The organism is Salipiger bermudensis (assembly GCF_017309175.1).
Taxonomy (GTDB): Bacteria; Pseudomonadota; Alphaproteobacteria; order Rhodobacterales; family Rhodobacteraceae; genus Salipiger; species Salipiger bermudensis.
Window position 1 is genome coordinate 1 of record NZ_JAEKJV010000002.1, and the last position, 23,051, is coordinate 23,051.

Annotated in this window: 21 protein-coding genes and 2 tRNA genes; 17 read left to right on the forward strand and 6 right to left on the reverse strand. The window is 66.1% G+C overall.

Going from position 1 to position 23,051, the window contains the following annotated elements; all coding sequences use genetic code 11:
• Positions 1-225 precede the first annotated feature (225 nt).
• Positions 226-300: transfer RNA gene (locus JF542_RS02815), tRNA-Asn, on the reverse strand.
• A gap of 129 nt (positions 301-429) precedes the next feature.
• On the reverse strand, positions 430-1,344 hold the full coding sequence (locus JF542_RS02820) for an MBL fold metallo-hydrolase (protein WP_207074677.1): 915 nt from the start codon (positions 1,342-1,344) through the stop codon (positions 430-432).
• Positions 1,345-1,386: 42 nt separating this feature from the next.
• Between JF542_RS02820 and JF542_RS02825 the strand changes: the two genes are divergently transcribed.
• Positions 1,387-2,667 (forward strand): ATP-binding protein, encoded by a 1,281-nt coding sequence (locus JF542_RS02825; RefSeq protein ID WP_207074678.1) that lies wholly within the window; start codon positions 1,387-1,389, stop codon positions 2,665-2,667.
• Between the two features lie 293 nt (positions 2,668-2,960).
• Here JF542_RS02825 and JF542_RS02830 read toward each other — a convergent pair whose 3' ends face one another.
• Complete coding sequence (locus JF542_RS02830) at positions 2,961-3,275, reverse strand: DUF1476 domain-containing protein (RefSeq protein ID WP_007800332.1); 315 nt, start codon at positions 3,273-3,275, stop codon at positions 2,961-2,963.
• Between the two features lie 159 nt (positions 3,276-3,434).
• Here JF542_RS02830 and purC point away from each other — a divergent pair, with 159 nt between their 5' ends.
• The 6 genes from purC (at position 3,435) to JF542_RS02860 (ending at position 9,658) form a co-directional block, all read left to right on the forward strand.
• Positions 3,435-4,196, forward strand: coding sequence for a phosphoribosylaminoimidazolesuccinocarboxamide synthase (gene purC, locus JF542_RS02835; RefSeq protein WP_007800333.1), 762 nt, complete (start codon positions 3,435-3,437; stop codon positions 4,194-4,196).
• A gap of 75 nt (positions 4,197-4,271) precedes the next feature.
• On the forward strand, positions 4,272-4,502 hold the full coding sequence (gene purS / locus JF542_RS02840) for a phosphoribosylformylglycinamidine synthase subunit PurS (protein ID WP_007800335.1): 231 nt from the start codon (positions 4,272-4,274) through the stop codon (positions 4,500-4,502).
• Positions 4,503-4,642: 140 nt separating this feature from the next.
• Entirely contained in the window at positions 4,643-5,680 is a 1,038-nt protein-coding gene (locus tag JF542_RS02845; protein ID WP_207074679.1) for a zinc-dependent alcohol dehydrogenase family protein, read from the forward strand.
• 127 nt (positions 5,681-5,807) lie between these two features.
• Positions 5,808-6,476, forward strand: coding sequence for a phosphoribosylformylglycinamidine synthase subunit PurQ (purQ, locus tag JF542_RS02850; protein ID WP_007800338.1), 669 nt, complete (start codon positions 5,808-5,810; stop codon positions 6,474-6,476).
• Positions 6,477-6,513: 37 nt separating this feature from the next.
• On the forward strand, positions 6,514-8,280 hold the full coding sequence (locus JF542_RS02855; protein WP_040544825.1) for a sensor histidine kinase: 1,767 nt from the start codon (positions 6,514-6,516) through the stop codon (positions 8,278-8,280).
• A gap of 43 nt (positions 8,281-8,323) precedes the next feature.
• Positions 8,324-9,658, forward strand: a complete 1,335-nt coding sequence (locus JF542_RS02860; RefSeq protein ID WP_083793943.1) for a sigma-54-dependent transcriptional regulator — start codon at positions 8,324-8,326, stop codon at positions 9,656-9,658.
• Between the two features lie 21 nt (positions 9,659-9,679).
• Here JF542_RS02860 and JF542_RS02865 read toward each other — a convergent pair whose 3' ends face one another.
• Positions 9,680-10,099, reverse strand: coding sequence for a hypothetical protein (locus JF542_RS02865; protein WP_207074680.1), 420 nt, complete (start codon positions 10,097-10,099; stop codon positions 9,680-9,682).
• Positions 10,100-10,413: 314 nt separating this feature from the next.
• On the opposite strand from JF542_RS02865, the gene JF542_RS02870 reads away from it, so the two are divergent.
• The gene (locus tag JF542_RS02870; protein ID WP_207074681.1) at positions 10,414-13,842 is read left to right on the forward strand and encodes a calcium-binding protein; all 3,429 of its coding nucleotides are present in this window, start codon (positions 10,414-10,416) and stop codon (positions 13,840-13,842) included.
• A gap of 269 nt (positions 13,843-14,111) precedes the next feature.
• On the opposite strand, the gene JF542_RS02875 is transcribed toward JF542_RS02870, so the two are convergent.
• A tRNA-Ser gene (locus tag JF542_RS02875) sits at positions 14,112-14,201 on the reverse strand.
• Between the two features lie 168 nt (positions 14,202-14,369).
• Here JF542_RS02875 and JF542_RS02880 point away from each other — a divergent pair.
• The 4 genes from JF542_RS02880 to JF542_RS02895 all read left to right on the forward strand — a co-directional run bounded on the left by JF542_RS02880 (position 14,370) and on the right by JF542_RS02895 (position 16,948).
• Positions 14,370-15,188, forward strand: coding sequence for a DUF2059 domain-containing protein (locus tag JF542_RS02880; RefSeq protein WP_007800347.1), 819 nt, complete (start codon positions 14,370-14,372; stop codon positions 15,186-15,188).
• Between the two features lie 207 nt (positions 15,189-15,395).
• Complete coding sequence (locus tag JF542_RS02885; RefSeq protein WP_207074682.1) at positions 15,396-15,974, forward strand: 50S ribosomal protein L21; 579 nt, start codon at positions 15,396-15,398, stop codon at positions 15,972-15,974.
• Between the two features lie 18 nt (positions 15,975-15,992).
• Positions 15,993-16,271 (forward strand): 50S ribosomal protein L27, encoded by a 279-nt coding sequence (gene rpmA, locus JF542_RS02890; protein ID WP_207074683.1) that lies wholly within the window; start codon positions 15,993-15,995, stop codon positions 16,269-16,271.
• A 110-nt stretch (positions 16,272-16,381) separates the two neighbouring features.
• Positions 16,382-16,948, forward strand: a complete 567-nt coding sequence (locus JF542_RS02895; protein WP_007800354.1) for a GNAT family N-acetyltransferase — start codon at positions 16,382-16,384, stop codon at positions 16,946-16,948.
• A gap of 206 nt (positions 16,949-17,154) precedes the next feature.
• Here the strand turns inward: JF542_RS02895 and mepK are convergent, their stop codons facing one another.
• Complete coding sequence (gene mepK, locus JF542_RS02900) at positions 17,155-17,724, reverse strand: peptidoglycan L,D-endopeptidase MepK (RefSeq protein ID WP_207074684.1); 570 nt, start codon at positions 17,722-17,724, stop codon at positions 17,155-17,157.
• Positions 17,725-18,058: 334 nt separating this feature from the next.
• Between mepK and JF542_RS02905 the strand changes: the two genes are divergently transcribed.
• From JF542_RS02905 to JF542_RS02925, 5 genes are all read left to right on the forward strand, one after another.
• Positions 18,059-19,693 carry a L,D-transpeptidase family protein gene (locus JF542_RS02905; protein ID WP_207074685.1) on the forward strand — a complete coding sequence of 545 codons (1,635 nt, stop codon included), beginning with the start codon at positions 18,059-18,061 and terminating at the stop codon, positions 19,691-19,693.
• A 30-nt stretch (positions 19,694-19,723) separates the two neighbouring features.
• Positions 19,724-20,818: a UDP-3-O-(3-hydroxymyristoyl)glucosamine N-acyltransferase gene (gene lpxD / locus JF542_RS02910; protein ID WP_007800358.1), complete on the forward strand. Its 1,095-nt coding sequence runs from the start codon at positions 19,724-19,726 to the stop codon at positions 20,816-20,818.
• 38 nt (positions 20,819-20,856) lie between these two features.
• Complete coding sequence (locus tag JF542_RS02915) at positions 20,857-21,117, forward strand: acyl carrier protein (RefSeq protein ID WP_040544829.1); 261 nt, start codon at positions 20,857-20,859, stop codon at positions 21,115-21,117.
• Positions 21,114-22,322 (forward strand): beta-ketoacyl-[acyl-carrier-protein] synthase family protein, encoded by a 1,209-nt coding sequence (locus tag JF542_RS02920; RefSeq protein ID WP_207074686.1) that lies wholly within the window; start codon positions 21,114-21,116, stop codon positions 22,320-22,322. The genes JF542_RS02915 and JF542_RS02920 overlap by 4 nt, the downstream gene beginning before the upstream one ends.
• 138 nt (positions 22,323-22,460) lie before the next feature.
• A complete protein-coding gene (locus tag JF542_RS02925; protein WP_083793970.1) occupies positions 22,461-23,012 on the forward strand; it encodes an NADPH-dependent FMN reductase in 552 nt (183 codons plus the stop codon).
• The last annotated feature ends 39 nt before the right edge of the window (positions 23,013-23,051 follow it).

Sequence of the window (23,051 nt, forward strand, 5' to 3'; positions counted from 1 at the left end):
AGCTCCATCAGAGCCATTCTGTCGTCGGTCATCGTCATCTCCGTCTCAGGTTTCAGGTGTCGCAACCCGAACCTTCTCCGAAGATCGACGGTGACCGCCAGCGTCGCATGTGGCGACGCCCGCGGATTCCTACACCACGCTATGGGGCACTATCTGCCAAGACCATCGCAGCACCGTCGGAGTGGATTTATTAAATCCAGTCTTTACAGTGCGCTGCGGTGTAAATGGCTCCGGCGGTAGGGATCGAACCTACGACCAATTGATTAACAGTCAACTGCTCTACCGCTGAGCTACGCCGGAACTTTTGCTTTGGAGCGCCTTGCCCCGTTGTCCGGGGCGCCGCGTCCTGCGGTGTGTGGGGCGTATAGCAATCGCGACTCCGGGCGTCCAGAGGGATTTTGAGATTTTCGGGATTTTTTTGCGATTCCGTTAAGTCACTTCAAACATTGCCTTTTCCGACAGGGCGGTGAGCACGCGGGCGCGGCCCGAGGCTTGCAGATCAAGCAGATGCGCCAGCACGTTGCGGGTCGCGGCGGGCAGCAGCGCTGCCGGGGTGTCGGTATAGATCCGCGCCGCGAGGCTGGTCGCATCGGACGCGCCGGACCCCAGTGCCGCGAGGATCTGAGCCTCGCGCATCAGGCGGTGATCACGCAAGTCCGACAGCCGCTCTGCGGGAGCGTCAACGGGGGCGCCATGGCCGGGGTGAAAGCGGGACCAGCGCCGCGCGGCCAGCCGCGACAGCGAGGTCATGAAGGCGGTCAGGTCACCGTCGGGGGGCGAGACCAGCGAACTCGCCCAGCCCATCACCACGTCGCCCGAGAACAGCATATCGTCCCACGCGAAGCTCAGATGGTTGCCGAAATGGCCGGGCGTGTGCAGCGCCTCGAGTTGCCAGCCGTCGCCCGCGACACGCGCGCCATCGGCCAGACACTGGTCGGGCGCAAAACCTGCGTCGACGCCTTCGCCGCCCCCGACCATACCGCTTTCGGCCAGCGCCTGCATTGCCTCCGAGCGACCCGACGCGGCGTCCCCGAAGGCCAGCACCGGCGCGCCCGTGGCCTCGGAGAGCGGCCGGGCGAGGGAAGAGTGATCGAGATGCGCATGGGTCACGAGGATGTGGGTGATGCGCTGGCCCGGCGTGACCGCGGCGAGGATCGCTTCGAGATGGGCCTCGAGCATCGGGCCGGGGTCGATCACCGCGAGGCCGCGCCTGCCGACGAGGTAGGTGTTGGTGCCGCGATAGGTCATCGGCGACGCGTTCGGCGCCACGATCCGGCGCAGGCCGGGGGCGAGGGTCTCGGGCGCGCCGGGGAGGGGCTGAAAATCCGGTTGCGGGTCCTGCATCTTTCGGGGCTTTCTGGCTGTCAGTCGCACCAGAGGTAACCCATGTCCTTCCAATGGCTCAAACGCTATGTGCCCCGCGGTCTTTACGGGCGCGCGGCGCTGATCCTGATCCTGCCGGTGGTGACGCTGCAACTTGTGGTCTCGGTGGTCTTCGTGCAGCGCCATTTCGAAGGCGTGTCGAACCAGATGAGCCGCGATCTTGCGCGCGAGGTCAAGCTGGTGCTCGAACATCCCGAGCTCGCACCGGCGCTGGATCTTACCCTGAGCCCGGTGGACGAGAGCGCCTTGCCGGCGGAAAACCAGCGGCGCTGGTTCGATTTCTCGGGGCTCGTGGTGACCCAGACGCTGGAGCGCGCCGTGCCCGGGCTCGAGCGGATCCTGCTGCCCGACGATTTCGACGTCGTGCTCTTTGTGCGCGGGCAGGACGGGTTGACCCGGGTGGAGGTGCCGCGCCGGCGTGCCTCGCCCACCAACGCGCACCAGCTTTTCGTCAACATGATGGTGTTCGGCGTGCTGATGACGCTGATCGCCTTTCTCTACCTGCGCAACCAGTTGCGCCCGATCACCCGGCTCGCACAGGCGGCGGAGGCTTTCGGTCGGGGACGGCACGAGTCGTACTCACCGGCCGGCGCGGTCGAGGTCAGGGCCGCCGGGCACGCCTTTCTCGACATGCGCAACCGGATTGAGCGGCAGATCGAGCAGCGCACCATGATGCTCTCGGGGGTGAGCCACGATCTACGGACCCCGCTGACCCGGCTGCGGCTTGGCCTGTCGATGCTCGACGACGAGGATCGCGAGCCGCTGGAGCGCGATGTCGAGGACATGCAGCGGCTGATCGACGCCTTCCTCGACTTCGCGCGCGGCGATGCGCTGGCGGCCGCGGCGGAGCCGGTCGACCCGGTGGATATCGTCGAGAGCGTTGTCGGCGATGCGCAGCGCGCAGGACGCAACGTGGCGCTGGTATCGGTCGAGGGCGAGGGGCAGGTGTCGCTGCGCCCGCTGGCCATGCGCCGCGCGCTGGAGAACCTCGTGAACAACGCGGTGCGCTATGGCAGCTGCTGCGAGGTGTCGGTCACGCTCAGCGACAAGAGCCTGCGGCTTCGGGTCGAGGATGACGGACCGGGGATCCCGCCCGAGCGGCGCGAGGATGCGCAGCGGCCCTTTGTCCGGCTCGATCCGGCGCGCAATCAGGACAAGGGGCCGGGCGTGGGGCTGGGGCTTGCGATCGCCGCCGACATCGCGCGGGCCCATGGCGGTGTGCTGCGGCTTGGCGAAAGCGAGACCCTGGGCGGGTTGCGGGCGGATATCGTGATCGCGCGCTGAGGGGGGCATTCCAAAGCGCATCGTCGCGGGCAGGGCTGCGCTGAGCAGTCCCGTCGGGCGTGTTGGTAAGGGTTGGCACCGGGTCCCGTGCCGGAGTGGGCCGTGTGACGCAGCCGACGACAGGGGCGCGGGCCGCCGCTCCGGGCTTTCAGACCGTGACACCTCGGCCCCAGCGACCTCGGACCCGGTGACGCTCCGGACGATCAAGCCGATCAAACAGGCGAGCGACGGCGCGATCCCATGGTCGGGCCGCCGCTTGTCACTGGTATCGCCTGCGCCGTAGGCGGGGGGGCTCAGCCCTCGAGCAGGATCTGGCCCTTCGCCTCGACCAGCAGTTCGGCGCGCTTCTGCCGGATAGCGTCGGCATCGGCCTTGTCGCCGAGGTCGCCGGCGACCTTACGCACCACGTCCTCGTGGCCGGCCTCTTCGAAATCCGCCTTGATCACCTCGCGCGCATAGGCCTCGGCGGCATCGCCGCTCTTGCCCAGCATTTCGGCAGCCCATAGCCCGAGCAGCTTGTTGCAGCGGGCCTCTGCGCGGAACGCCATCTCCTCATCATGTGCGAACTTGTTTTCAAACGCGGATTCGCGTTCGTCGAAGGTGGTCATGAGTCTCGCTCCCCTATGTCTCTCGTCCTCCTGGCCGAGTATTTCACACCTGCAGAACCGTGCAAGTCCAAGCGCCCGCTTGCGAGGCGAGAAGGCATGATTTATAGGGCCACGCAGGACGCAGAAGCGCCCTCTGTGTCCCGCTTGGAAAGGAATCCCATGGCACGCCGCAAAAAGATCTACGAAGGCAAGGCAAAGATTCTCTACGAAGGCCCCGAACCCGGGACCATCGTGCAGTATTTCAAGGATGACGCGACCGCTTTCAACGCCCAGAAGAAGGACGTGATCGAAGGAAAGGGTGTGCTCAACAACCGCCTGTCCGAGTTCTTCATGACCGGTCTGAACAACATCGGCGTTCCGACCCACTTCCTGAAGCGCCTCAACATGCGCGAGCAGCTGGTGCGCTCCTGCGAGATCATTCCGCTCGAGGTCATCGTGCGCAACTTCGCCGCCGGATCGTTGGCCAAGCGTCTGGGGCTCGAGGAAGGCACGCCGCTGCCGCGCCCGATCGTCGAGTACTGCTACAAGGACGACAAGCTGGGCGACCCGCTGGTCACCGAGGAGCACATCGCCGCGTTCGGCTGGGCCAGCCAGCAGGACATGGACGACATCCTCAGCCTCGCGCTGCGGGTGAACGATTACCTGTCGGGCCTGATGTACGGCGTCGGCATTCGTCTCGTCGACTTCAAGATCGAGATCGGCCGCGTCTATGACGGCGACTTCCAGCGCCTCGTCGTGGCCGACGAGATCTCGCCGGACAGCTGCCGCCTTTGGGACCTCCAGACCGGCCAGAAGCTCGACAAGGACGTGTTCCGCCGCGACCTCGGCTCGCTGACCGACGCCTATACCGAAGTGGCCGAACGCCTCGGCGTGATGCCGAAGCAGGCGACTCATATTTCCAAGCCCAAGCTTATCAACTGAGCCGGGCGCGCGCTTTCGGCGCGGTGATTTCAAGGACGGGAGGCCGCGCCTCCCGCAACAGACGGAGAAGACGCCATGAAGGCACGGGTGCATGTGATGCTCAAGGACGGCGTGCTCGACCCGCAGGGCGAAGCGGTGAAGCATGCCCTGCACGGGATGGGCTTTGATGGCGTCGGCGGCGTGCGTCAGGGCAAGGTGATCGAGCTCGACCTCGAGGACGGCACTGGCGAGGACGCGGTGCGCGAGATGTGCGAGAAGCTGCTCGCCAACACCGTGATCGAGAGCTACTCGATCGAGATGGCCTGAGCCTGGCCCGGCGCGCTGCGCCGGTGGGCTCTCTTGGGTTCGGCGGGCCACGGCCTGCCATGACGGGGCGCTTCGGCGCCCCGCTTGCGTTCTGGCGCGAATTGGCGTCACCTCCTCGCGAGAAGAGGGAGGAGAGAGCCATGCGCGCAGCGGTGCTGAGAGAGTACAACGAGGATCTGTCGCTCGAGACGGTGCCCGATCCGGACTGCCCGGACGACGGCGTCGTGCTCGAGGTGCTTGCCTGCGGCGTTTGCCGCTCGGACTGGCACGGCTGGGTCGGCGAGCATCCCCGGGTCAAGCCGGGCCAGATTCAGGGGCACGAGTATTGCGGCCGCGTGATCGCTGCCGGGCCGAACTCGCAATGGGCCACAGGCGACGTGCTGGTGGCGCCGTTCATCCTGTCCTGCGGCACCTGCCCGAGCTGCCGCGCCGGACAGCAGACCGTCTGCGCCGATCAGCGCCTGCCGGGCTTCATCGAGCCGGGCGCCTTCGCCGAATACGTCCCCGTGCCGCGAGATTTCAACCTTGCACGCCTGCCGGAGGGCATGTCGCCGACGCTTGCGGCGGGGCTCGGCTGCCGGGTGACCACCGCATGGCACGCGCTGACCGGACGCGCGGCGCTGCAGGGTGGCGAGTGGCTGGCGGTGCATGGCACCGGCGGTGTCGGGCTTTCGGCGGCACTTCTGGGCCGGGCGCTCGGCGCGCATGTCATCGTCGTCGACGTGGTGCAGGACAAGCTTGACCACGCGCTGTCGCTGGGCATGGACGCAGCCGTCAACGCCGCGGAGGGCGATGCCGCCGAGCAGATCCGCGAGATCACCGGCGGCGGCGTGCATGTCAGCATCGAGGCGCTGGGGATCCCGCAGACCGTGAACGCGTCGATCCGCTGCCTGCGCCCCTTGGGGCGGCACGTGCAGGTGGGCATGCCGGTGGGGCACACCGCGCATATGGATGTCGACATGTCGGCGGTCTATCAGGGCAACCTTGCGCTCTACGGCACGCGGGGGATGCCGGCGCATCGCTACCCGTCGTTGCTGGGCCTGATCACCCGCGACAAGGTCGATCTCTCGCCGCTCATCGCGCGCGAGGTACCTCTCAGCGGCGCCAGCGCCGAGCTCGCCGCCTTCAACGGGCCGACGCCGCCGGGCGTGGCGGTGATCACCGACTTCCGTACCTGAGCGCCGCGGCGCATGAAGGGCAGGGCGCCCCGGCATCTCGCCGGGGGGCCTGCACGCGATTGCGCCGGGATGCAAAAGCCGCTATGCGGAGCGCAATCTGACCCCACCAATGCCAAGCGAGCCCGCCATGAAAGCTGCCGTCATCGTCTTTCCCGGATCGAACTGCGATCGCGATCTTGCCGAGGGCTTCCGCAAGGCGGGCCTCGACGTGCAGATGGTGTGGCACAAGGACACGGCGCTGCCCTCGGGCATCGACATCGTCGGCATCCCGGGCGGCTTTTCGTTCGGTGACTACCTGCGCTGCGGCGCCATCGCCGCGAACTCGCCGATCTGCCACGAGGTCAAGGCCCATGCCGAGCGTGGCGGCTATGCCATCGGCATCTGCAACGGCTTCCAGGTGCTGACCGAGACCAAGATCCTGCCGGGCGCGCTGCTTCGCAACGCCAACCTCAAGTATATCTGCCGCACCGTGGGGCTCGACGTGGCCGAGAGCCAGTCGGTCTTCACCCAAGGCTACGAGGTCGGCGAGACCATCCGCATCCCGATCGCGCATCATGACGGCAACTACACTGCCGATGCCGCGACCCTCGATGCGCTCGAGGCCGAGGACCGGGTGGCGTTCCGCTACACCGACAACCCCAACGGCTCGGACCGCGACATCGCCGGCATCCTGTCGTCGAACCGCCGGGTGCTGGGAATGATGCCGCACCCCGAGCGGGCCTGCGATCCCGCGCAGGGCAACGAGGACGGTGCGCGTCTTTTCGCCCATCTGACCGCCGCCCTCGCGGAAGCCTGACTTGAGAGCCTGAGCCCGGGCGCGTACTCTGCCGCCCATGTCAGGGACGGCCAAGGACAAGGCCCGGCGCGCAAGGCGCTCGGGGCCACTGGGATGGCGGGTGCGGGTCGCGCTCGTCCTTCTTGTCGTGTTGGCCGTGGTGACCGTCTGGGTCACCAACATGATGCTCACCGACCGGTTCACGGAATCGACCCGCAACCGGGCCGAGCTGCGGCTGGCGCTCTATTCCGGCAACATCCTGTCGGAACTGCGCAGCAACGCCATCGTGCCACAGCTATTGGCGCGCGACCCGGCGCTGATCGGGGCGTTGAACTCCGGTGATTTCAGCCAGTCGTCGCAGCGCCTGATCTCCTATGTCGACGAGATCGGCGCCGCCTCGCTGATGCTGCTCGACCGCGACGGCCGCACCGTGGCCGCGACCGACCGCAACCGTCTGGGCGAGCAGCACCGCAACGCGCCGCATTTCGTCGAGGCGCTGCGCTCGAACACCACCGTCTTCACCACGCAGGAACGCGAGGCGGGGGGCTACACCTTCACCTACTCGCGCCGCGTCGAGAGCCAGAACAGCGTCGTCGGCGTGATCATGGTCGAGGTCGATCTGGCGAAGTTCGAACGCGCCTGGGCCGGGATCACCGACGCGGTGGCGGTGCTGAACTCGGAAGGCACCATCATTCTCGCCACCGAGCCACGCTGGCGCGGGCGCACCATGGACGAGGCGCTGGTGCGCCAGTCGCCCGAAAGCGCCATCGAGCGGGCCATCAAGGCCACCGCCGACTGGACCGCGCTGCCGCCCGACGCCTACCTGCAGGGCGAGGCGGTGATGCGGGTTGACGGGCGCATCCCGTTCCGCGGCTGGACCATGGCGACCTTCACCACCTACGCCTCGGTGCGCGAGAAGGTGAACGCGGTGCTGGCGCTCGAGATCATGGGCTTCGCGCTTCTGGCGGCGCTGGCCTTCTACGCCCTCAGCCGCCGCACGGCGCTGCGCATGGCCCTGTTCCAGCGCGAATCCGCTGAGCTGCGCCGCCTCAACGCGCGCCTCCAGCGCGAGATTTCTGAGCGCGAGAAGGTCCAGAAGGACCTCGCCTCCGCCGAGCAGACGCTCGAACAGAGCTCGAAGCTCGCCGCCCTTGGTGAGATGTCGGCGGCGGTCAGCCACGAACTCAACCAGCCGCTTGCGGCAATGAAGACCTACCTTGCCGGCGCGCGGCTGCTGCTGCGGCGCAACCGTCCCGATGAGGCGATGACCGCCTTCCACCGCATCGACGATCTGATCGAGCGCATGGGCGCGATCACCCGGCAACTCAAATCCTATGCCCGCAAGGGGCAGGAGCAGCTGTCTCCGGTCGACATGGCCGAGGCGCTGGCCTCGTCGCTGTCGATGATGGAGCCGCAGCTCAAGGCGCGGCGGGTGCGGATCTCCAAGATCCTGCCGGATGAGCCGGTGCGGGTGATGGGCGACCGGATGCGCATCGAGCAGGTTCTGGTGAACCTGCTGCGCAACGCCATCGACGCGACAAAATCCGTGGCCCAGCCCGAGCTGGAGATCATCCTCGCCAGCGGCGAGACCGCGACGCTTTCGGTGCGCGACAACGGCCACGGCATCGAGGACATGGATGCCTTGTTCGAGCCGTTCTACACCACCAAGCAGCCCGGCGACGGCACCGGGCTCGGCCTTGCCATCAGTTCCGGCATCGTGGCCGATCTCGGCGGGCGCCTGACGGCCCGAAACGGGGTCGACGGTGGGGCTGTTTTCGAGATGCAGCTTCCTATCTTGAATGAAACCACCCGCGCCGCCGAGTAGTTGGCAGCGGGAAAGACGCAGGCAGAAAAGGCGCAAGACCAGAATGACAAAAGCCATGAAGATCGCCATCGTCGACGACGAAAAGGACATGCGGCAGTCGATCAGCCAGTGGCTGGCGCTGTCGGGGTACGACACCGAGGCCTTTGGCAGCGCCGAAGAGGCGCTCGGCGCGCTCGGCACCGATTACCCCGGCATCGTGATCTCGGACATCAAGATGCCCGGCATGGACGGGATCCAGTTTCTCAAGAAGCTGATGGGCGCTGACAGCGCGCTGCCTGTCATCATGATCACCGGTCACGGCGACGTGCCGATGGCGGTCGAGGCGATGCGCATCGGCGCCTTCGACTTTCTCGAAAAGCCGTTCAACCCCGACCGCATGTCGGAGCTTGCCAAGAAGGCCACCAACGCGCGCCGCCTGACCCTCGACAACCGCGCGCTGCGCCGCGAGCTCTCGGATGGCGGCCAGCTGATGAGCAAGCTCATCGGTCAGAGCCCGGCGATGGAGCGGCTGCGCGAGGACGTGCTCGATCTCGGCCAGGCTGACGGTCACGTTCTGATCGAGGGCGAGACCGGCACCGGCAAGACGCTGATCGCGCATGCGCTGCACGCGGTGGGTTCCCGCGCCGGCAAGAAATTCGTGCTGCTGTCCTGCGCGGCGATGGACGAGGACGCGCTGATGCGCCGGCTCTTCGGCCCGATGCAGCCCGACGAGACCCGGCTGCCGGCGATGGAAGAGGCGCGCGGCGGAACGCTGGTGCTCGAGGATGTCGAGTCGCTGTCGGATTCGGCGCAGGCCCGGCTGCTGTCGGTGATCAACGATCAGGGCACCCCGCCGGAAACCCGCATCGTGGCGATCTGCAATCTTCAGGACGAGGGCCGTACCTGCGAGAGCGCGCTGCGCCCGGATCTCTATTACCGCCTCGCGGCGCTGAAGATCACCGTGCCGCCGCTGCGCGCCCGCGGCGAGGATATCCTGACGCTCTTCACCCGGCTCTCCGAGGGCTTCGCCGACGAGTATGGCTGCGACGCGCCCAAGGTCTCGGCGCAGGAAGCGGCGCAACTCCTTCAAGCACCGTGGCCCGGCAACGTGCGCCAGCTCATCAACCTCGCCGAGCGCGCGGTGCTGCAATCGCGGCGCGGGCAGGGCACCATCGCCTCGCTCCTGATGAACGATCACGAGGACATGCAGCCGGTGATGACCACCGAGGGCAAGCCGCTCAAGGAATATGTCGAGGCGTTCGAGCGCATGCTGATCGACAACACCATGCGTCGCCACAAGGGGTCGATCTCGGCGGTGATGGACGAGCTCTGCCTGCCGCGCCGGACGCTGAACGAGAAGATGGCCAAGTACGGCCTGCAGCGTGCCGACTACCTCTGACCGGCGCCGGGCCAAACCGGCCTAGTGGTGCTTGGACATCGGGAGCCGCGCCTTGCGGGGTGCGGCTTCCAACTCCTCACGCGGGGTCGCGATGGCCCCGATGGCATAAAGCACGAGGCCGATCAGCAGGCCGAGCACGTGCGGCCAGACCAGATGCTTCGGCGCGATCATGACCGCGGCTCCAGCCGGCAGGAGAGGGCCGAGATCGAGCGGCAGGCTGTAGAGCGTGGCGACGTCTTCGGCAGCGGGAGTGCCGGTCAGCAGCGGCGTCAGTGCCAGCGTTAGAACCGCGGGCACGGCCGAAACTGCCAGCGCCAGCAGTGACAGTGCGCGCAGAGCGCGGGGCATCCGCGCAGAGCCTGCCGCCACCCAGCACAGGCTTGCGACGGTTATGACGCAGAGCACGCTCGCGCTGATGGTGAAATATCCGAGTGTCGTCATGCCGACCTGATCCATGCGCATCCCCCTCGCAATCCATTGGTCTGAAATCGCTTTGCTCGTGGCAGTCTAGCTGGTTGGGCGAAGTCTGCGAAGGTCCGACAACTTTATCGAGCATATTTCTCGCCGGTCATGCCGAGCGATGCGCGAGACCGACGCGTGTGGCGGACCTCGAACGACCGCTCGCCGGGCGGTTCGGGAACAGTCTGTTTCGAAAAACATCTTCAACTGTGGCTGAAAAATGGCATTAACGTTTTCGTCACGTTTGTTCGCGCCGGTTTGTTTTTTTCTGTCGATTCGTCTTCCCGGAGGTTTTGATGACCCCCTTCGTACTCTTCATGCTGCTGTTTGGGGGCGTTCTCGCCAGCACGAGCGGCTCCGGGTCAGGTGCTGCGGATCTCGAAGACGAGATCGAGGATGAGGACGATCTCGATGACCGCGAGAGCCCGCGTTCCGATGAGGGCGACTTTCTGCTCGGAACCGACGGCGATGACACGCTCGAGGGCGGCGATGGCGACGATACACTCGCCGGGCTGCCCGGTGACGATGCGCTGACCGGCGGGGCTGGCAACGACGTGCTCGAGGGTGGAGAGGGGCGCGACGTCCTCGTCGATGATCGGGGGTCCGACACGGCGAGCGGCGGGGCCGGGCTCGACCTGATGATGTTCACCGACGAGATGCAAGGCGCGCCGGATGTGGTGAATGGCGGTGACGGCAACGACATTCTTTGGGGCGATGATGGCGACACGCTGACCGGCGGCGCGAACGCGGATATCTTCGTGGTCCCGATCGGCGATGAAGGGGCGGATCCGGTGACCATCACCGATCTCGACTTCACTCGCTTCACCGATCAGGACGTGCCCGACCGGGTGGTCTTTGTCACCCCCGAAGGCGAGATCATCCCACGCTCGTCGTTCTTCGATGGCAGCCTGGCGGTCGGCATCGGCGACATTGCGGATGGCAGCGGGTCCTTCGTGGTCAACGGCAACGACACCATCGCGATCATCGAGGGCTACAGCGCCGAAGAGCTGTTGTACGACACCATCTGGGTCGGCAACTTCTCTCCCGCGCTCACCGGATTCTATGATGGCGACGACGACCTGACCGGCACCGAGGGGCGCGACGAGCTGTTCGGCGGCAACGGCATGGATACGCTGATCGGCCTCGGCGGCGGCGATTATCTCGACGGTCAGGCGGATGACGATGTCATCATCGGCGTCGACGGACCCGGCGCCGAGACCGTGGGCGACACATTGGTCGGCAATGGCGGCGACGACACGCTGCGCGGTGACGAAGGCGACGCGCTGGCCGGTGGGCTCGGCAATGACCGCTACGAACTGGTGGTGCCCGACGGCGAGGGCGATTTCGAGCCGATGCGGATCTACACCTACGATCTTCAGGGCAACGAGGGCGGTCGCGAGACCATCACGCTGGTCACCGCCGACGGCACGCCGCTCTCTGCCGCCGAGGCCGTGGCAGGTGGGGCCGTAACCGAGGCCGAGGATGGCAGCGGCACGGCGCTGGTGTTCAACGGCACGGTCATCGCGGTGGTCGAGGGCATCGCACCCGATGACATGGGCCCGCCTTCGGACTGGCTCGGCAATCTCGGGCCCGCCACGCCGCTCGCGGCGGCGCCACCTCCGCCAGCGGCCACCGAGATCACGGTTCTGTCGTCCAGCGGCACCGGAGAGGTCATGAACGAGGCCTATTTCGGCGGCAACATGGTGTTCAGCGTCAACACCATCGACGGCGTCCCGAAGCCGACCTTCGGCCCCGCCGCCGAGGCGCTCGACATCTCGCATCTGCGCTTTCCGGCGGGGCAGGGCGACGCGGGCGATCTCGAGGTGGACGGCGAGGGCTTCCTCAACATCCTTGTCATGGAGCAGGGCGCCGACGGCGAATACGAGCTGCGCGACGAGTTGGTCTCGGCGCTGGAATGGGCGCGCGAGAACGATGCCCAGCTCACGCTGGTGCTGCCCACCAAGAACTATACCGTGGCCGAGTACGAGGACCTGGGCGGCGATATTGAACGCTTCGCTGAGGCGGTGGTGCGCGATTACGCCGACGTGGTCGAGGCCTTCGAGATCGGCAACGAATACTGGAGCATGGGCGAGACGGCCTACGGATCCAAGGCCGATGTCGCCGCCGGCGCTCTGGCGCGGGGCATGGAGGCGGCGGGGGTCGAGGAAGACGATCAGGCGGCGATCCTCGTGCAGATGGCCTCGCCCTTCGCGGGCTCGGAATTCCACGTCTCGGTCGATGACCGGCCCTTCGCGCAGCGCGTCGACCTTGCCAACCAGACCATCATCGACCAGCTCGGCGAGGCATCGCGCGATGCCATCGACGGCGTCGTGGAGCACTACTATTTCGACAAGCAGGTGCTGGGGTTCGAAGGCACCACCGGCGAGGTCAACTTCATCAGCCGCGACTTCTCGACCTGGGACGAGGCTTTCGACAAGGAGCTCGACCTCTACATCACCGAGTGGAACGTGCGCACCTCGACCACATCCGAGACCGGGCTGCGCTCGGCTTCGGTGATGCTCGAGATGACTTCGAACATGAGCGATCTGGGCGTCGACGCGGCGCATGTCTGGCCGGTGCAGCACAACACGCCGACGGATCTTGCCGGCAAGCAGCAGGAAGACGTGATCACGGATGCCGAGGGGCGGGTGATCAACACCATCAACGGCGCGGCCTTCGACCTGATGTCGTCGAGCCTCGTGGGGCTCGAGGCGCTCGACACCGAGTTGTCGCTGGAAGACGGCAGCTTCACCTTCCACGCCTGGCAGGGCGAGGACAGTACCGTGGTCTACGTCGCCTCGCGCGCGACGGACACGCTGGACCTGGACCTGGATCTGTCGGAGCTGGTGCCCGAGTACGTCGAGGCCTCGGCGATCCGGATCAGCGCCGATTTCTCGACCAATTCCAGCGATGGCGTGCATTTCGTGCCGGGCGAGGGCTATCAGGAGGCCGAGAGCCTGCTGATCGACGGCCAGCGCTACTACATCAACGAGAACGACGTGCGCGCCGCGCTCACCGACCTCGAGATCGACGGCACCACGGTGCCGGTCACGCTGCGCCCCTTCGAGGTGATCGAGATCACCTTCGACACCACCGGCATCGACGCACCGCCGCCCGAGCCCGAGGCGCCCGAAGGCCTGACGGTCACCGGCACGCCCGGGGCCGACACGCTCACCGGTGGTGATGGCGACGACACGCTCGATGGTCTGGCCGGGGACGACACGCTCACCGGCGCCAAGGGCGACGACCGGGTGCTTGGCGGCGAAGGCGACGACCGGCTGCGGGGCTGGGGCGGCGCCGATTACCTCAAGGGCGCCGACGGCGACGACCAGATCTCGGGCAACCAGGGCGATGACACGCTGGTCGGCAGCTTGGGCAACGACACCCTGAACGGGGCCGAGGACGACGACGAGCTGAACGGCATGGTGGGCGACGACAGCGCCGTCGGCGGGCCGGGGGCCGACACCGTGACCGGCTGGTTCGGGGCGGACATCTTCGCTCTCGCGGAGGGCGATCTCACGGGCGGCGACGTGGTGACGGATTTCACGCCTGGCGAGGACGTGATCGAGGTTGATCTGCCCGGGATCGCCGGTCTTTCGGATGTGTCCTTCGTCGCAGGCGAGGACGGCATCACCGTCCGCTTCGGCTCGGAGGGCAGCCTTCTTCTGCAGGGCGACCTGCGCATCGCCGACGTGAACGCGGCGCGAAACTTCGTGTTCTTGTAACGGGCGCACGTCTTCGCTTCGGCAGCGATGAAAAATCCCGACGATGCCGCAAGGGGTTCGAACCGTCACGAGGCTTCACGCCGCCTTGTCGAAAGGGGGACCTGCGCCTGCGCAGAGCACCGAACCGGCCTCGCGGGTGGTCGCGACGCCAATGGCACGCGCTACCCCTGCCGGGGTAGTGGAACCTGACGTGATCAAGGATAATCTGCGTAGCGCGCACCATCGGGTGTGCCGCGAACTGCCGTTTCACCTTTGAAAACAAAGGTAAGTGGCGGAGAGACAGGGATTCGAACCCTGGGACCCCGTGAAGGGTCAACGGTTTTCGAGACCGCCCCGTTCGACCACTCCGGCACCTCTCCGCGGGGGTCGTGGAGGGCCGTTTAACGAGATGCGCGACGGGGTGCAACAGGGAAATTTGCGGAACCGTGCAGAACTTGTCGAAGTTGGTCCGTCAGCCCCTGCGGCCTTGGAAAACCTCGTGTCCGAGCCTAGTCTCGCCCCGACCCGATGACCGGAGAATCTTTCACATGGCCCTGCGCTTCGTCGCCTGCCTTCTGTCCGCAACCCTGGCCTCGCCGGTGATCGCCGATCCGGCGCGCCCGGCGGATGCGCTGCTCGACCGTCTGGGCCTTCCCGAGATCGTTCAGATCATGCGCGAGGAGGGCATCGGCTACGGCACCGAGATGGCGCGCGACCTGATTCCGGGGGGCGCAACACAGGGGTGGCAGGCCTCCGTTGCACGGATCTACGACACCGACGCCATGGAAGAGGTCGTCCGGGCCGAGTTTCAGGAGAGCTTTGGAGACACCGATGCCACGCCGCTGCTGCGCTTCTTCGGCAGCGAGACCGGCGAGCGGGTGGTCGAGGTCGAGCTCTCGGCGCGGCGCGCGTTGATCGACGACGGCGTCGAGGCCGCCGCGCGCGAGGTGTTTCGTGGGCTCGACGGTTCATCGGACGAGCGGCTCGGGCTGGTGACCGATTTCGTGCAGGCCAACGATCTGGTCGAAGCCAACGTGACCGGCGCGCTCAACGCCAGCTTCCAGTTCTATGCCGGGCTGGTGGATGGTGGCGCGCTCGAGATGACCGAGCGCGAGATCCTCGACGAGGTCTGGTCGCAGGAGCCAGAGACCCGGGCTGACAGCCGCGAATGGCTCTACGCCTACCTTCTGATGGCCTACGAGCCTCTGCCGGAGGGCGATCTCGAGGCCTATGTGGATCTGTCGTCCAGCCCCGAGGGCAAGGCGATGAACCGCGCGCTGTTTGCCGGCTTCAACACGATGTACGACAATATCTCCTACGCGCTCGGCCTTGCGGCGGCCAAGCAGATGCAGGCGCAAGAGCTGTAAGGCTTTTCTCCCGCTCGTCACCCGTGCGGGTTGACAAAGCGGCGGTATCCTCGCATAAGCGCGGCTCGGATCGGGGCTATTGCGGCCCCGGTTTCGATTCTTATATCAATGACAGCCCCAAGAGGGCGCGCTGTCCGAGGTGGGCCTTAAGGCTCGGGAAAGACCCGCAAGGGCACCATAGGACGCGGGAAACGAAGGAAGATGCAGATGTTCGCGGTGATGAAAACCGGCGGCAAGCAATACAAGGTCCAGGCGGGCGACGTGCTCCGCGTGGAAAAGCTGGCCGCAGACGCGGGTGAAACCGTGCAGTTCAACGATATCCTCATGCTGGGCGGCGACAGCGTCACCGTCGGCGCGCCGCTGGTGGCTGGTGCCGCCGTGCAGGCCGAGGTGATCGACCAGATCAAGGGTGACAAGGTCATCCACTTCGTCAAGCGTCGCCGCAAGCACAGCTCGCAGCGCACCAAGGGCCACCGCCAGAAGCTGACCCTCGTCCGCGTGACCGAGATCCTTGCTTCGGGCGCCGACGCATCGGGCGTCAAGGCTGCCGCTGGCGCAGGCTCCGTGGCCGCTCCGGCTGCTGCTGCCGCACCGAAGGCTGCCGCTCAGGCCGCTGCCGCAGGTGACGACCTGACCGCAATCACCGGTGTCGGCCCCGCCGCCGCCAAGAAGCTCAACGAGGCCGGCATCACCACCTACGCCGAGCTCGCCGCAGTGAACCCCGAGACCTTCGAGGCCACCAAGGTGAAGCCCGAGTGGGTCGAGCAGGCCAAGACCCTCGCCTGAGAACAAGGAGACTAACCCATGGCACATAAAAAAGCAGGCGGTTCGTCCCGTAACGGCCGCGACTCCGCTGGCCGCCGTCTTGGCGTCAAACTCTATGGCGGTCAGGACGCGGCTCCGGGCAGCATCATCATCCGTCAGCGCGGCACCAAGTTCTGGCCGGGCAACGGCGTCGGCATGGGCAAGGATCACACCATCTTTGCAACCGAAGCCGGTTCCGTGACCTTCCACAAAGGCCTGAAGGGCCGCACCTTCGTATCCGTCCTGCCGGTGGCCGAGGCTGCCGAGGCTGCCGAGTAAGCCGATCCACAGGATGTGAAAATCAGGGGGATCGGCGAAAGCCGGTCCCCTTCGGCGTTTCTTGAGGAGGGGGCGCCGATCCACCGGAACGTGCATTGAGGAGTATGCACATGAGTCTGGACCAACTGAAAATGCCGACGCGGCCCAAGCCCGTCGTTCTGCAGCCCGAGATCCCGACGGAGCGCTTTGTCCTGCGCCCGCTGCGGCGCTCGGACGCTGGGCTGATCTCGCTCTATTCTTCGGATGAGCGCGTCGCCCGCATGACCACTTCGATCCCGCACCCGCTGCCGCCCGGCGCCACCGAGGCGTTCATCGCGCGCGGCACCGCCGAGGACCGGGCAGAGGATATCTGGGTCCTGGACGCCTCGGCGCAGGAGGGCCCCGAGGTCATGGGTGTCATCTCGCTCGAGCGTCTCGAGGGCAACCAGAGCGAAATCGGCTACTGGGTGGCGCCGCAATACTGGAACACCGGACACGCCTCCGAGGCGCTGCGTGCGCTGATCGAGGCGAACCCCTTCGGCTCGGCAACCATGTTCGCCAGCGTGTTTCAGGACAACCCGGCCTCGGCGCGGGTGCTGACGAATTGCGGCTTCGAGTATATCGGCGATGCCGAGGCCTTTTCAGTGGCACGCAACGCGAAGGTGCCGACCTGGACCTACCTGCGTCGCATGGCCTGATCCGCACGCAGGCTTACCTGAAATCCCGTTCCGGAAGCGCCCCCATCGCGGGGCGCTTTTCGATTTCTGGGCGGCTTGGGGCAGGCGGCGCGCAGCCGACGCGCATGGTCCGTGAAAAAGTCATGAATTGCTGAAAAAAGCAAAGGCGCCCGGAACCGGACGCCTTGCAACATGTTATACTCTCAACACGCGGTAAAAGTCGGTGCTCAGCTTCCCCAGGTGCGCACCGGACCGCAATCCATGTGAACGAAGCTCGAGCTGGTGTAGCGCCCGACGCCACCGGCCTTGCAGGCAGAGGCTGCGCGCGCGATCTGGTTGACGGAGCGCGACTTCAGATGAAGGTCGGCCGCCTCGCCGAGGAGGTGGCGCGAATTCTTGGCAACGCCCGAACTGCGCGCACGCAGCATGGCATTGGTCTTGGGACTGCGATAGCCCGAGATCAGCATGTACGGCTCATCGGAATCGAGCAGATTGTGCGCCGCGGTCATGATGTCGATGGTGCGCGGATCAATCGACGTGACGTCGTTGGTCCGCCAGTCGCGCATGAAGTAGTTGATCTGCTTGAGGGATTCAGAGATGTACTCACCCTCGATCCAATAGATCATGTCGATCTTCTCGCCGGTGCGCCCGGAATACATCTTGAGCCGGCGAATATCGCCAGCGCCGCGCAGGAACCCTGCCGCGTTTGCGTATGTCGGAGCTGCTGTGACGAGTGTAGCGCCAAATGCGCCAAGAAGGCCGCGGCGTGTGAGGCCGCCTGCAGTTGATTTTGTCATGTGAAAGCGCCTGTCCCGTTAAGTCGCTGTACCTGTTTGCGTCGCCTCGTTGGACGACACCTGCCATCTATCCCCAGATGCGTGGATTATATGCCACAGAGTAAAAATTCTGAGAAGGCGGTTTTCGGTGGGTCGAAGAGATTGAGCCGTTTTCGGCAAGATCCTGCGCAAATAGCGTACATCTTGTGGCCGGAACGCGCCGACACGCATGACCGGTGCAGCGCTGCCGCGCTGCGGCGGAATTATCACGCCTTCGGGAAATGTGAGTGGACAGTGTAGGATACTGACGTCCAACACTAGTTTTGTAGCAGGCCGTTCGAGTTCAGGGATCACTATGACAAATTCACGCAGGCAGCTTTCCACCGCTCTGAAACTCGGTCTCGTGGCCGGGATGGCCGCTGGCTGGATGTGTGCCGCCGCGCCACAGGCGGCGCAGGCCCAGAGCCTCGCACTGACCGGGTACAAACAGGCGGTGGCCGAGTCGCTCTCGGAAGACGAAGGCATGGCGGCGTTCTACCGGGCTCGCGGTTTCGAGCCGATCTGGACCTCTGCGGATGACGCTGCCACGGCGCGGCGCGCGGCACTGATCCAGGCGCTTTCGAGTGCTGGCCAGCACGGATTGCCGGCCCGTCGCTACGATCCCGTGTCGCTGTTGGCCCGGATGCGCGCGGTCCGCAGTGATCGTGACCGGGGGCAGCTCGAGATCGAGCTGTCGCGCGCCTATCTGCAATTCGCCCGCGATCTCAGCGGCGGTGCCCTCGATGGCCGCCGCATCGACAGCGGCATCAAGCGCGAGCCCGCTCGCCGCGCCTCGGAGGATCTGCTCGAGGCGCTCGCGACGGGTGAGCCGCGCGCGGTGTTTCGCGATCTCGCGCCGAAAACGCCCGAGTACACGCGCCTGATGCGCGAGAAGCTGAGCCTCGAGCGGGTCATCGCCCGCGGCGGCTGGGGCGCGCCGGTGACTGTGGGAAAGCTCGATCCCGGCGACAGCGGTCCCGGCGTGGTGATCCTGCGCGACCGGCTGATCGAGATGGGCTACCTCAAGCCGACGCTGTCTGCGCGCTATGACGATGCGCTGCGCGACGCCGTGCTGGCCTTTCAGGGTGACCATGGGCTCGAAGCGGACGGGGTGGCCGGCTCCTCGACCCTGAGCGCCGTGAACGTGCCTGCGACCGAGCGCCTGAAATCGGTGATCGTGGCGATGGAGCGCGAACGCTGGATCAACTTCGCCGACGGTCTGGGTGAGCGTCATGTGTTGGTGAACATCGTCGATTTCCACGCCCGCATCATCGATGACGGCAAGGTCACCTTCGAGACGCGCTCGGTGGTGGGCCATCAGGACCCTGATCGCCGCACGCCCGAGTTCTCGGACGTGATGGAGTTCATGGTGATCAACCCGTCGTGGTACGTGCCGCGCTCGATCGTGGTGAACGAGTACCTGCCGCTGCTGCGCCGCAACCCGGGTGCGGTGAGCCATCTGGTGATCACCGACAGCCGAGGGCGACGGGTCAATCGCGGCAACGGCTTTGCCCAGTACTCTGCCGCAAGCTTCCCGTTTGCCATGCGCCAGCCCCCGGGCCCGAAGAACGCGCTCGGGCAGGTGAAGTTCATGTTCCCGAACAAGTACAACATCTACCTGCATGACACGCCGTCGAAGCACCTGTTCGCGCGTGGCCAGCGGACCTTTTCGCACGGCTGCATCCGGCTCGGCGATCCCAAGGATTTCGCCTATGCGCTGCTGGCGCTGCAGACCGATGATCCCGAGGGTTTCTTCGCGTCGCGTCTGCGAGGCGGCTCGGAGAGCCGGGTCAATCTCGAGCAGCCGGTGCCGGTGCACCTGATCTACCGCACCGCGTTCACGCAGGCGAAGGGCCGGGTCAATTACCGCGCCGATGTCTACGGGCGTGATGCCAAGATCTGGGACGCCCTCGCGGCAGCAGGGGTGGCACTGGGCGGCGTGGAGAGTTAAGTCCTTCGGGGAGACATCCCGGAGGATCCGATGCCGACCTACAGCATTTCCGACATTGCCGCTGCCCTCGGGCTCGAGGCGCTTGGCGACACCGATATCCGCGTCAGCGGCGTGGCCGAGCCTGCGATGGCGAGCGAGGAGCACCTCGCACTCGCGATGAAGCCGGAATACGCCGAGCAGCTTTCCGAGGGCAGGGCGCGCGCCGCGCTGCTCTGGGAGGGCGCTGACTGGCAGGCCATGGGATTGAGCGCGGTGCTGCTGCCGAAGCGCCCGCGTCATACTCTGTCCGGCGTCTCGGCGATGATGGATCCCGGTCAGGGCTATCACGAGGGGATCCACCCGATGGCGGTGATCGACCCCTCGGCACGGCTTGGCGAAGGCGTCTCGGTCGGGCCATTCACGGTGATCGGGGCCGGTGTCAGCATCGGGGCGGGTTCGGTGATCGGGCCGCAGGTCAATATCGGCTGGAACACCACGATCGGCGCGAGCGCGCTGATCCATGCCGGCGCTAGGATCGGCGCGCGCTGCACCATCGGCGCGCGCTTCATTGCCCAGCCCAACGCGGTGATCGGTGGCGACGGCTTCTCCTTCGTGACGCCCGAGCCCTCGGGGGTCGAGAAGGTGCGCGAGAGCCTCGGCAAGGAGGCCGGAGGCGAGGCGCAGGCCTGGGCCCGCATCCACTCGCTGGGCGGCGTGACCATCGCCGACGATGTCGAGGTGGGCGCGAATGCCTGTATCGACCGCGGCACCGTGCGCGACACGATGATCGGCGCGGGCACCAAGATCGACAACCTTGTGCAGGTCGGCCACAACACCATCGTGGGCGAGAATTGCCTGCTCTGCGGTCTGTCCGGGATCGCCGGCTCGGCCAAGGTTGGCAACAACGTTGTGATGGCCGGTCAGAGCGGGCTCGTCGACAACGTCTTCGTCGGCGACAACGTGGTGATCGGCGCCGGCGCCAAGGTCTTGGCCAATGTGCCTGCCGGCCGCGCCATGCTCGGCTACCCGGCGATCAAGATGGATCAGCACGTGGAAAGCTACAAGGGGATGCGCCGCCTGCCACGGCTGTTCCGCGATGTCGCGGAGCTGAAGAAAGCGGTTTCCAAGCTGACGGGGAATGAGTAGACGAGCCGGGACTCTGCGACGAATAGGGAGCGCCGCCCATGAGTGTTAAGGACCGCGTGATCGCGATCATCGCCGAACAGGCCGTGTTGGAACCGTCCGATGTCACGATGGAGAGCACGCTCGAGGATCTGGGCATCGACAGCCTCGGCCTCGTCGAAAGCATCTTCGCCATCGAGGAAGAGTTCGACATTTCAGTCCCCTTCAACGCCAACGAGCCCGAGAAGAGCGATTTCGACATCTCGTCGGTCGCCAGCATCGTGGCCGGCATCGAAGCGCTGATCGCCGAGCAGAAGAAGTGAAACGCGTCGTCATTACCGGCGCCGGCACGATCAATGCTCTCGGGCGCGACGTGCCGGAAACCCTCGAAGCGATGCGCGAAGGCCGCTGCGGTATCTCCGGGCTCGAGTTCCGCGACGTGGAGCGGCTGGCGATCCGCATCGGTGGCCAGATCAAGGGCTACGAGCCCGAGAGCTCCTTCAATCGCCAGCAGATGTCGCTCTATGACCGCTTCACCCAGTTCGCGCTTCTCGCCGCAAGGCAGGCGGTGGCACAGTCCGGGCTCGATTTCACCGGCGCCCTGGCGGATTGCTCGGGCGTGGTGCTGGGCACGTCCGGCGGCGGTCTGACCACGCAGGACGAGAATTACCGCTCGGTCTACGAGGAGGGCAAGAACCGCGTTCATCCCTTCGTCGTGCCGAAGCTGATGAACAATGCCGCCGCCTCCCATGTCAGCATGGAGATGAACCTGCGCGGTCCGACCTTCACCGTCGCCACCGCCTGTGCCTCGTCGAACCACGCCATGGGGCTGGCCTATCACATGGTGCGCGGCGGCAGTTGCTCGGTGATGCTCACCGGCGGCTCCGAGAGCATGCTCTGCTTCGGCGGCGTGAAGGCCTGGGAAGGGCTGCGGGTGATGTCGCGCGACGCATGCCGGCCGTTCTCGGCCAACCGCAACGGCATGGTGCAGGGCGAGGGCGCCGGGGTCTACGTGTTCGAGGAATACGAGCACGCAAAGGCGCGCGGCGCCGAGATCCTCGCCGAGGTGGTGGGCTTTGCCATGACCTCGGATGCCTCCGACATCGTGATGCCCTCCAAGCAGGGCGCGGCGCGAGCCATTACCGGCGCGCTGCGCGACGGCGGCATCAATGCCTCCGAGGTCGGCTATATCAACGCGCATGGCACCGGCACCGCTGCCAATGACAAGACCGAATGCGCCGCCGTCGCGGATGCGCTCGGCGGTCAGGCGGACCGGGTGATGATCTCCTCGACCAAGGCGATGCACGGCCACTGCATCGGCGGCACCGGGGCGATCGAGCTTCTGGCCTGCATCATGGCGCTGCGCGACGGTATCATCGCACCGACCATCGGCTACGAAGAACCCGACCCGGAATGCGCCCTCGACGTGGTGCCGAACGAGGCCCGAGAGGCGGATGTCTCGGTGGTGCTGTCGAACGCCTTTGCCTTCGGCGGATTGAACGCGGTGCTCGCGCTGCGCCGGGCCTGAGCCCGGCGCCGTACGCCTCTTCCGGTCGCGGCCCGGTCTGACGTTCCGTCAATCCATGAACAGCGGCGGTGCGTTTCGGCCCCTAAAGTAAGTCGCTCGAAGCGCTTACCTTTTGGTCACCGAACATTGGAGACCATCATGTCCAAACACGTCACTGTCATTGTCGGATCCCTCCGCGAGGGGTCCTATAACCGCAAGCTCGCCTGTACCCTTACCGAGCTCGCCCCCGAGGGGCTTGAGTTCAGCTTCGTGCGCACCGGAGAGCTGCCGCTCTACAACCCTGATCTCGACGAGGGGACGCCGCCCGAGGCGTGGCAGAGCTTCCGCCGCTGCGTCGGCCGCAGCGATGCCATCCTGTTCGTGACGCCCGAGTACAACCGCTCGGTGCCCGCCAACCTCAAGAACGCGCTCGACGTGGGGTCGCGCCCGATGGGCGAGAGCGTCTGGGACGGCAAGCCTTCGGCCATCGTCACCGGCTCGCCGGGTGGCATCGGCGGCTTTGGCGCCAACCACCACCTCCGCCAGAGCCTGGTGTTCCTCAACGCCGCACCGATGCAGCAGCCCGAGGCCTATATCGGCAATATCGCCAAGCTCTTCGATGAGGAAGGGCGGCTGACCAACGAGGGCACGAAGGACTTCCTGAAAGGCTTCATGCAGGCCTTCGCCGCGTGGATCGAGAAGCTGACCTGAGGCGAAGCAGGCGGGCGCCGATAGGGGCGCCCGACATTG

Bases quoted from the DNA above. Each gene is read 5' to 3' on its own strand.
- JF542_RS02860 (WP_083793943.1), top strand. From the start codon at position 8,324: ATGACAAAAGCCATGAAGATCGCCATCGTCGACGACGAAAAGGACATG.
- JF542_RS02855 (WP_040544825.1), top strand. From the start codon at position 6,514: ATGTCAGGGACGGCCAAGGACAAGGCCCGGCGCGCAAGGCGCTCGGGG.
- JF542_RS02925 (WP_083793970.1), top strand. From the start codon at position 22,461: ATGTCCAAACACGTCACTGTCATTGTCGGATCCCTCCGCGAGGGGTCC.
- JF542_RS02880 (WP_007800347.1), top strand. From the start codon at position 14,370: ATGGCCCTGCGCTTCGTCGCCTGCCTTCTGTCCGCAACCCTGGCCTCG.
- purS (WP_007800335.1), top strand. From the start codon at position 4,272: ATGAAGGCACGGGTGCATGTGATGCTCAAGGACGGCGTGCTCGACCCG.
- JF542_RS02895 (WP_007800354.1), top strand. From the start codon at position 16,382: ATGAGTCTGGACCAACTGAAAATGCCGACGCGGCCCAAGCCCGTCGTT.
- lpxD (WP_007800358.1), top strand. From the start codon at position 19,724: ATGCCGACCTACAGCATTTCCGACATTGCCGCTGCCCTCGGGCTCGAG.
- JF542_RS02830 (WP_007800332.1), bottom strand. From the start codon at position 3,275: ATGACCACCTTCGACGAACGCGAATCCGCGTTTGAAAACAAGTTCGCA.
- JF542_RS02870 (WP_207074681.1), top strand. From the start codon at position 10,414: ATGACCCCCTTCGTACTCTTCATGCTGCTGTTTGGGGGCGTTCTCGCC.
- purQ (WP_007800338.1), top strand. From the start codon at position 5,808: ATGAAAGCTGCCGTCATCGTCTTTCCCGGATCGAACTGCGATCGCGAT.
- rpmA (WP_207074683.1), top strand. From the start codon at position 15,993: ATGGCACATAAAAAAGCAGGCGGTTCGTCCCGTAACGGCCGCGACTCC.
- purC (WP_007800333.1), top strand. From the start codon at position 3,435: ATGGCACGCCGCAAAAAGATCTACGAAGGCAAGGCAAAGATTCTCTAC.
- JF542_RS02865 (WP_207074680.1), bottom strand. From the start codon at position 10,099: ATGACGACACTCGGATATTTCACCATCAGCGCGAGCGTGCTCTGCGTC.
- JF542_RS02825 (WP_207074678.1), top strand. From the start codon at position 1,387: ATGTCCTTCCAATGGCTCAAACGCTATGTGCCCCGCGGTCTTTACGGG.
- mepK (WP_207074684.1), bottom strand. From the start codon at position 17,724: ATGACAAAATCAACTGCAGGCGGCCTCACACGCCGCGGCCTTCTTGGC.
- JF542_RS02905 (WP_207074685.1), top strand. From the start codon at position 18,059: ATGACAAATTCACGCAGGCAGCTTTCCACCGCTCTGAAACTCGGTCTC.
- JF542_RS02885 (WP_207074682.1), top strand. From the start codon at position 15,396: ATGTTCGCGGTGATGAAAACCGGCGGCAAGCAATACAAGGTCCAGGCG.
- JF542_RS02845 (WP_207074679.1), top strand. From the start codon at position 4,643: ATGCGCGCAGCGGTGCTGAGAGAGTACAACGAGGATCTGTCGCTCGAG.
- JF542_RS02820 (WP_207074677.1), bottom strand. From the start codon at position 1,344: ATGCAGGACCCGCAACCGGATTTTCAGCCCCTCCCCGGCGCGCCCGAG.
- JF542_RS02915 (WP_040544829.1), top strand. From the start codon at position 20,857: ATGAGTGTTAAGGACCGCGTGATCGCGATCATCGCCGAACAGGCCGTG.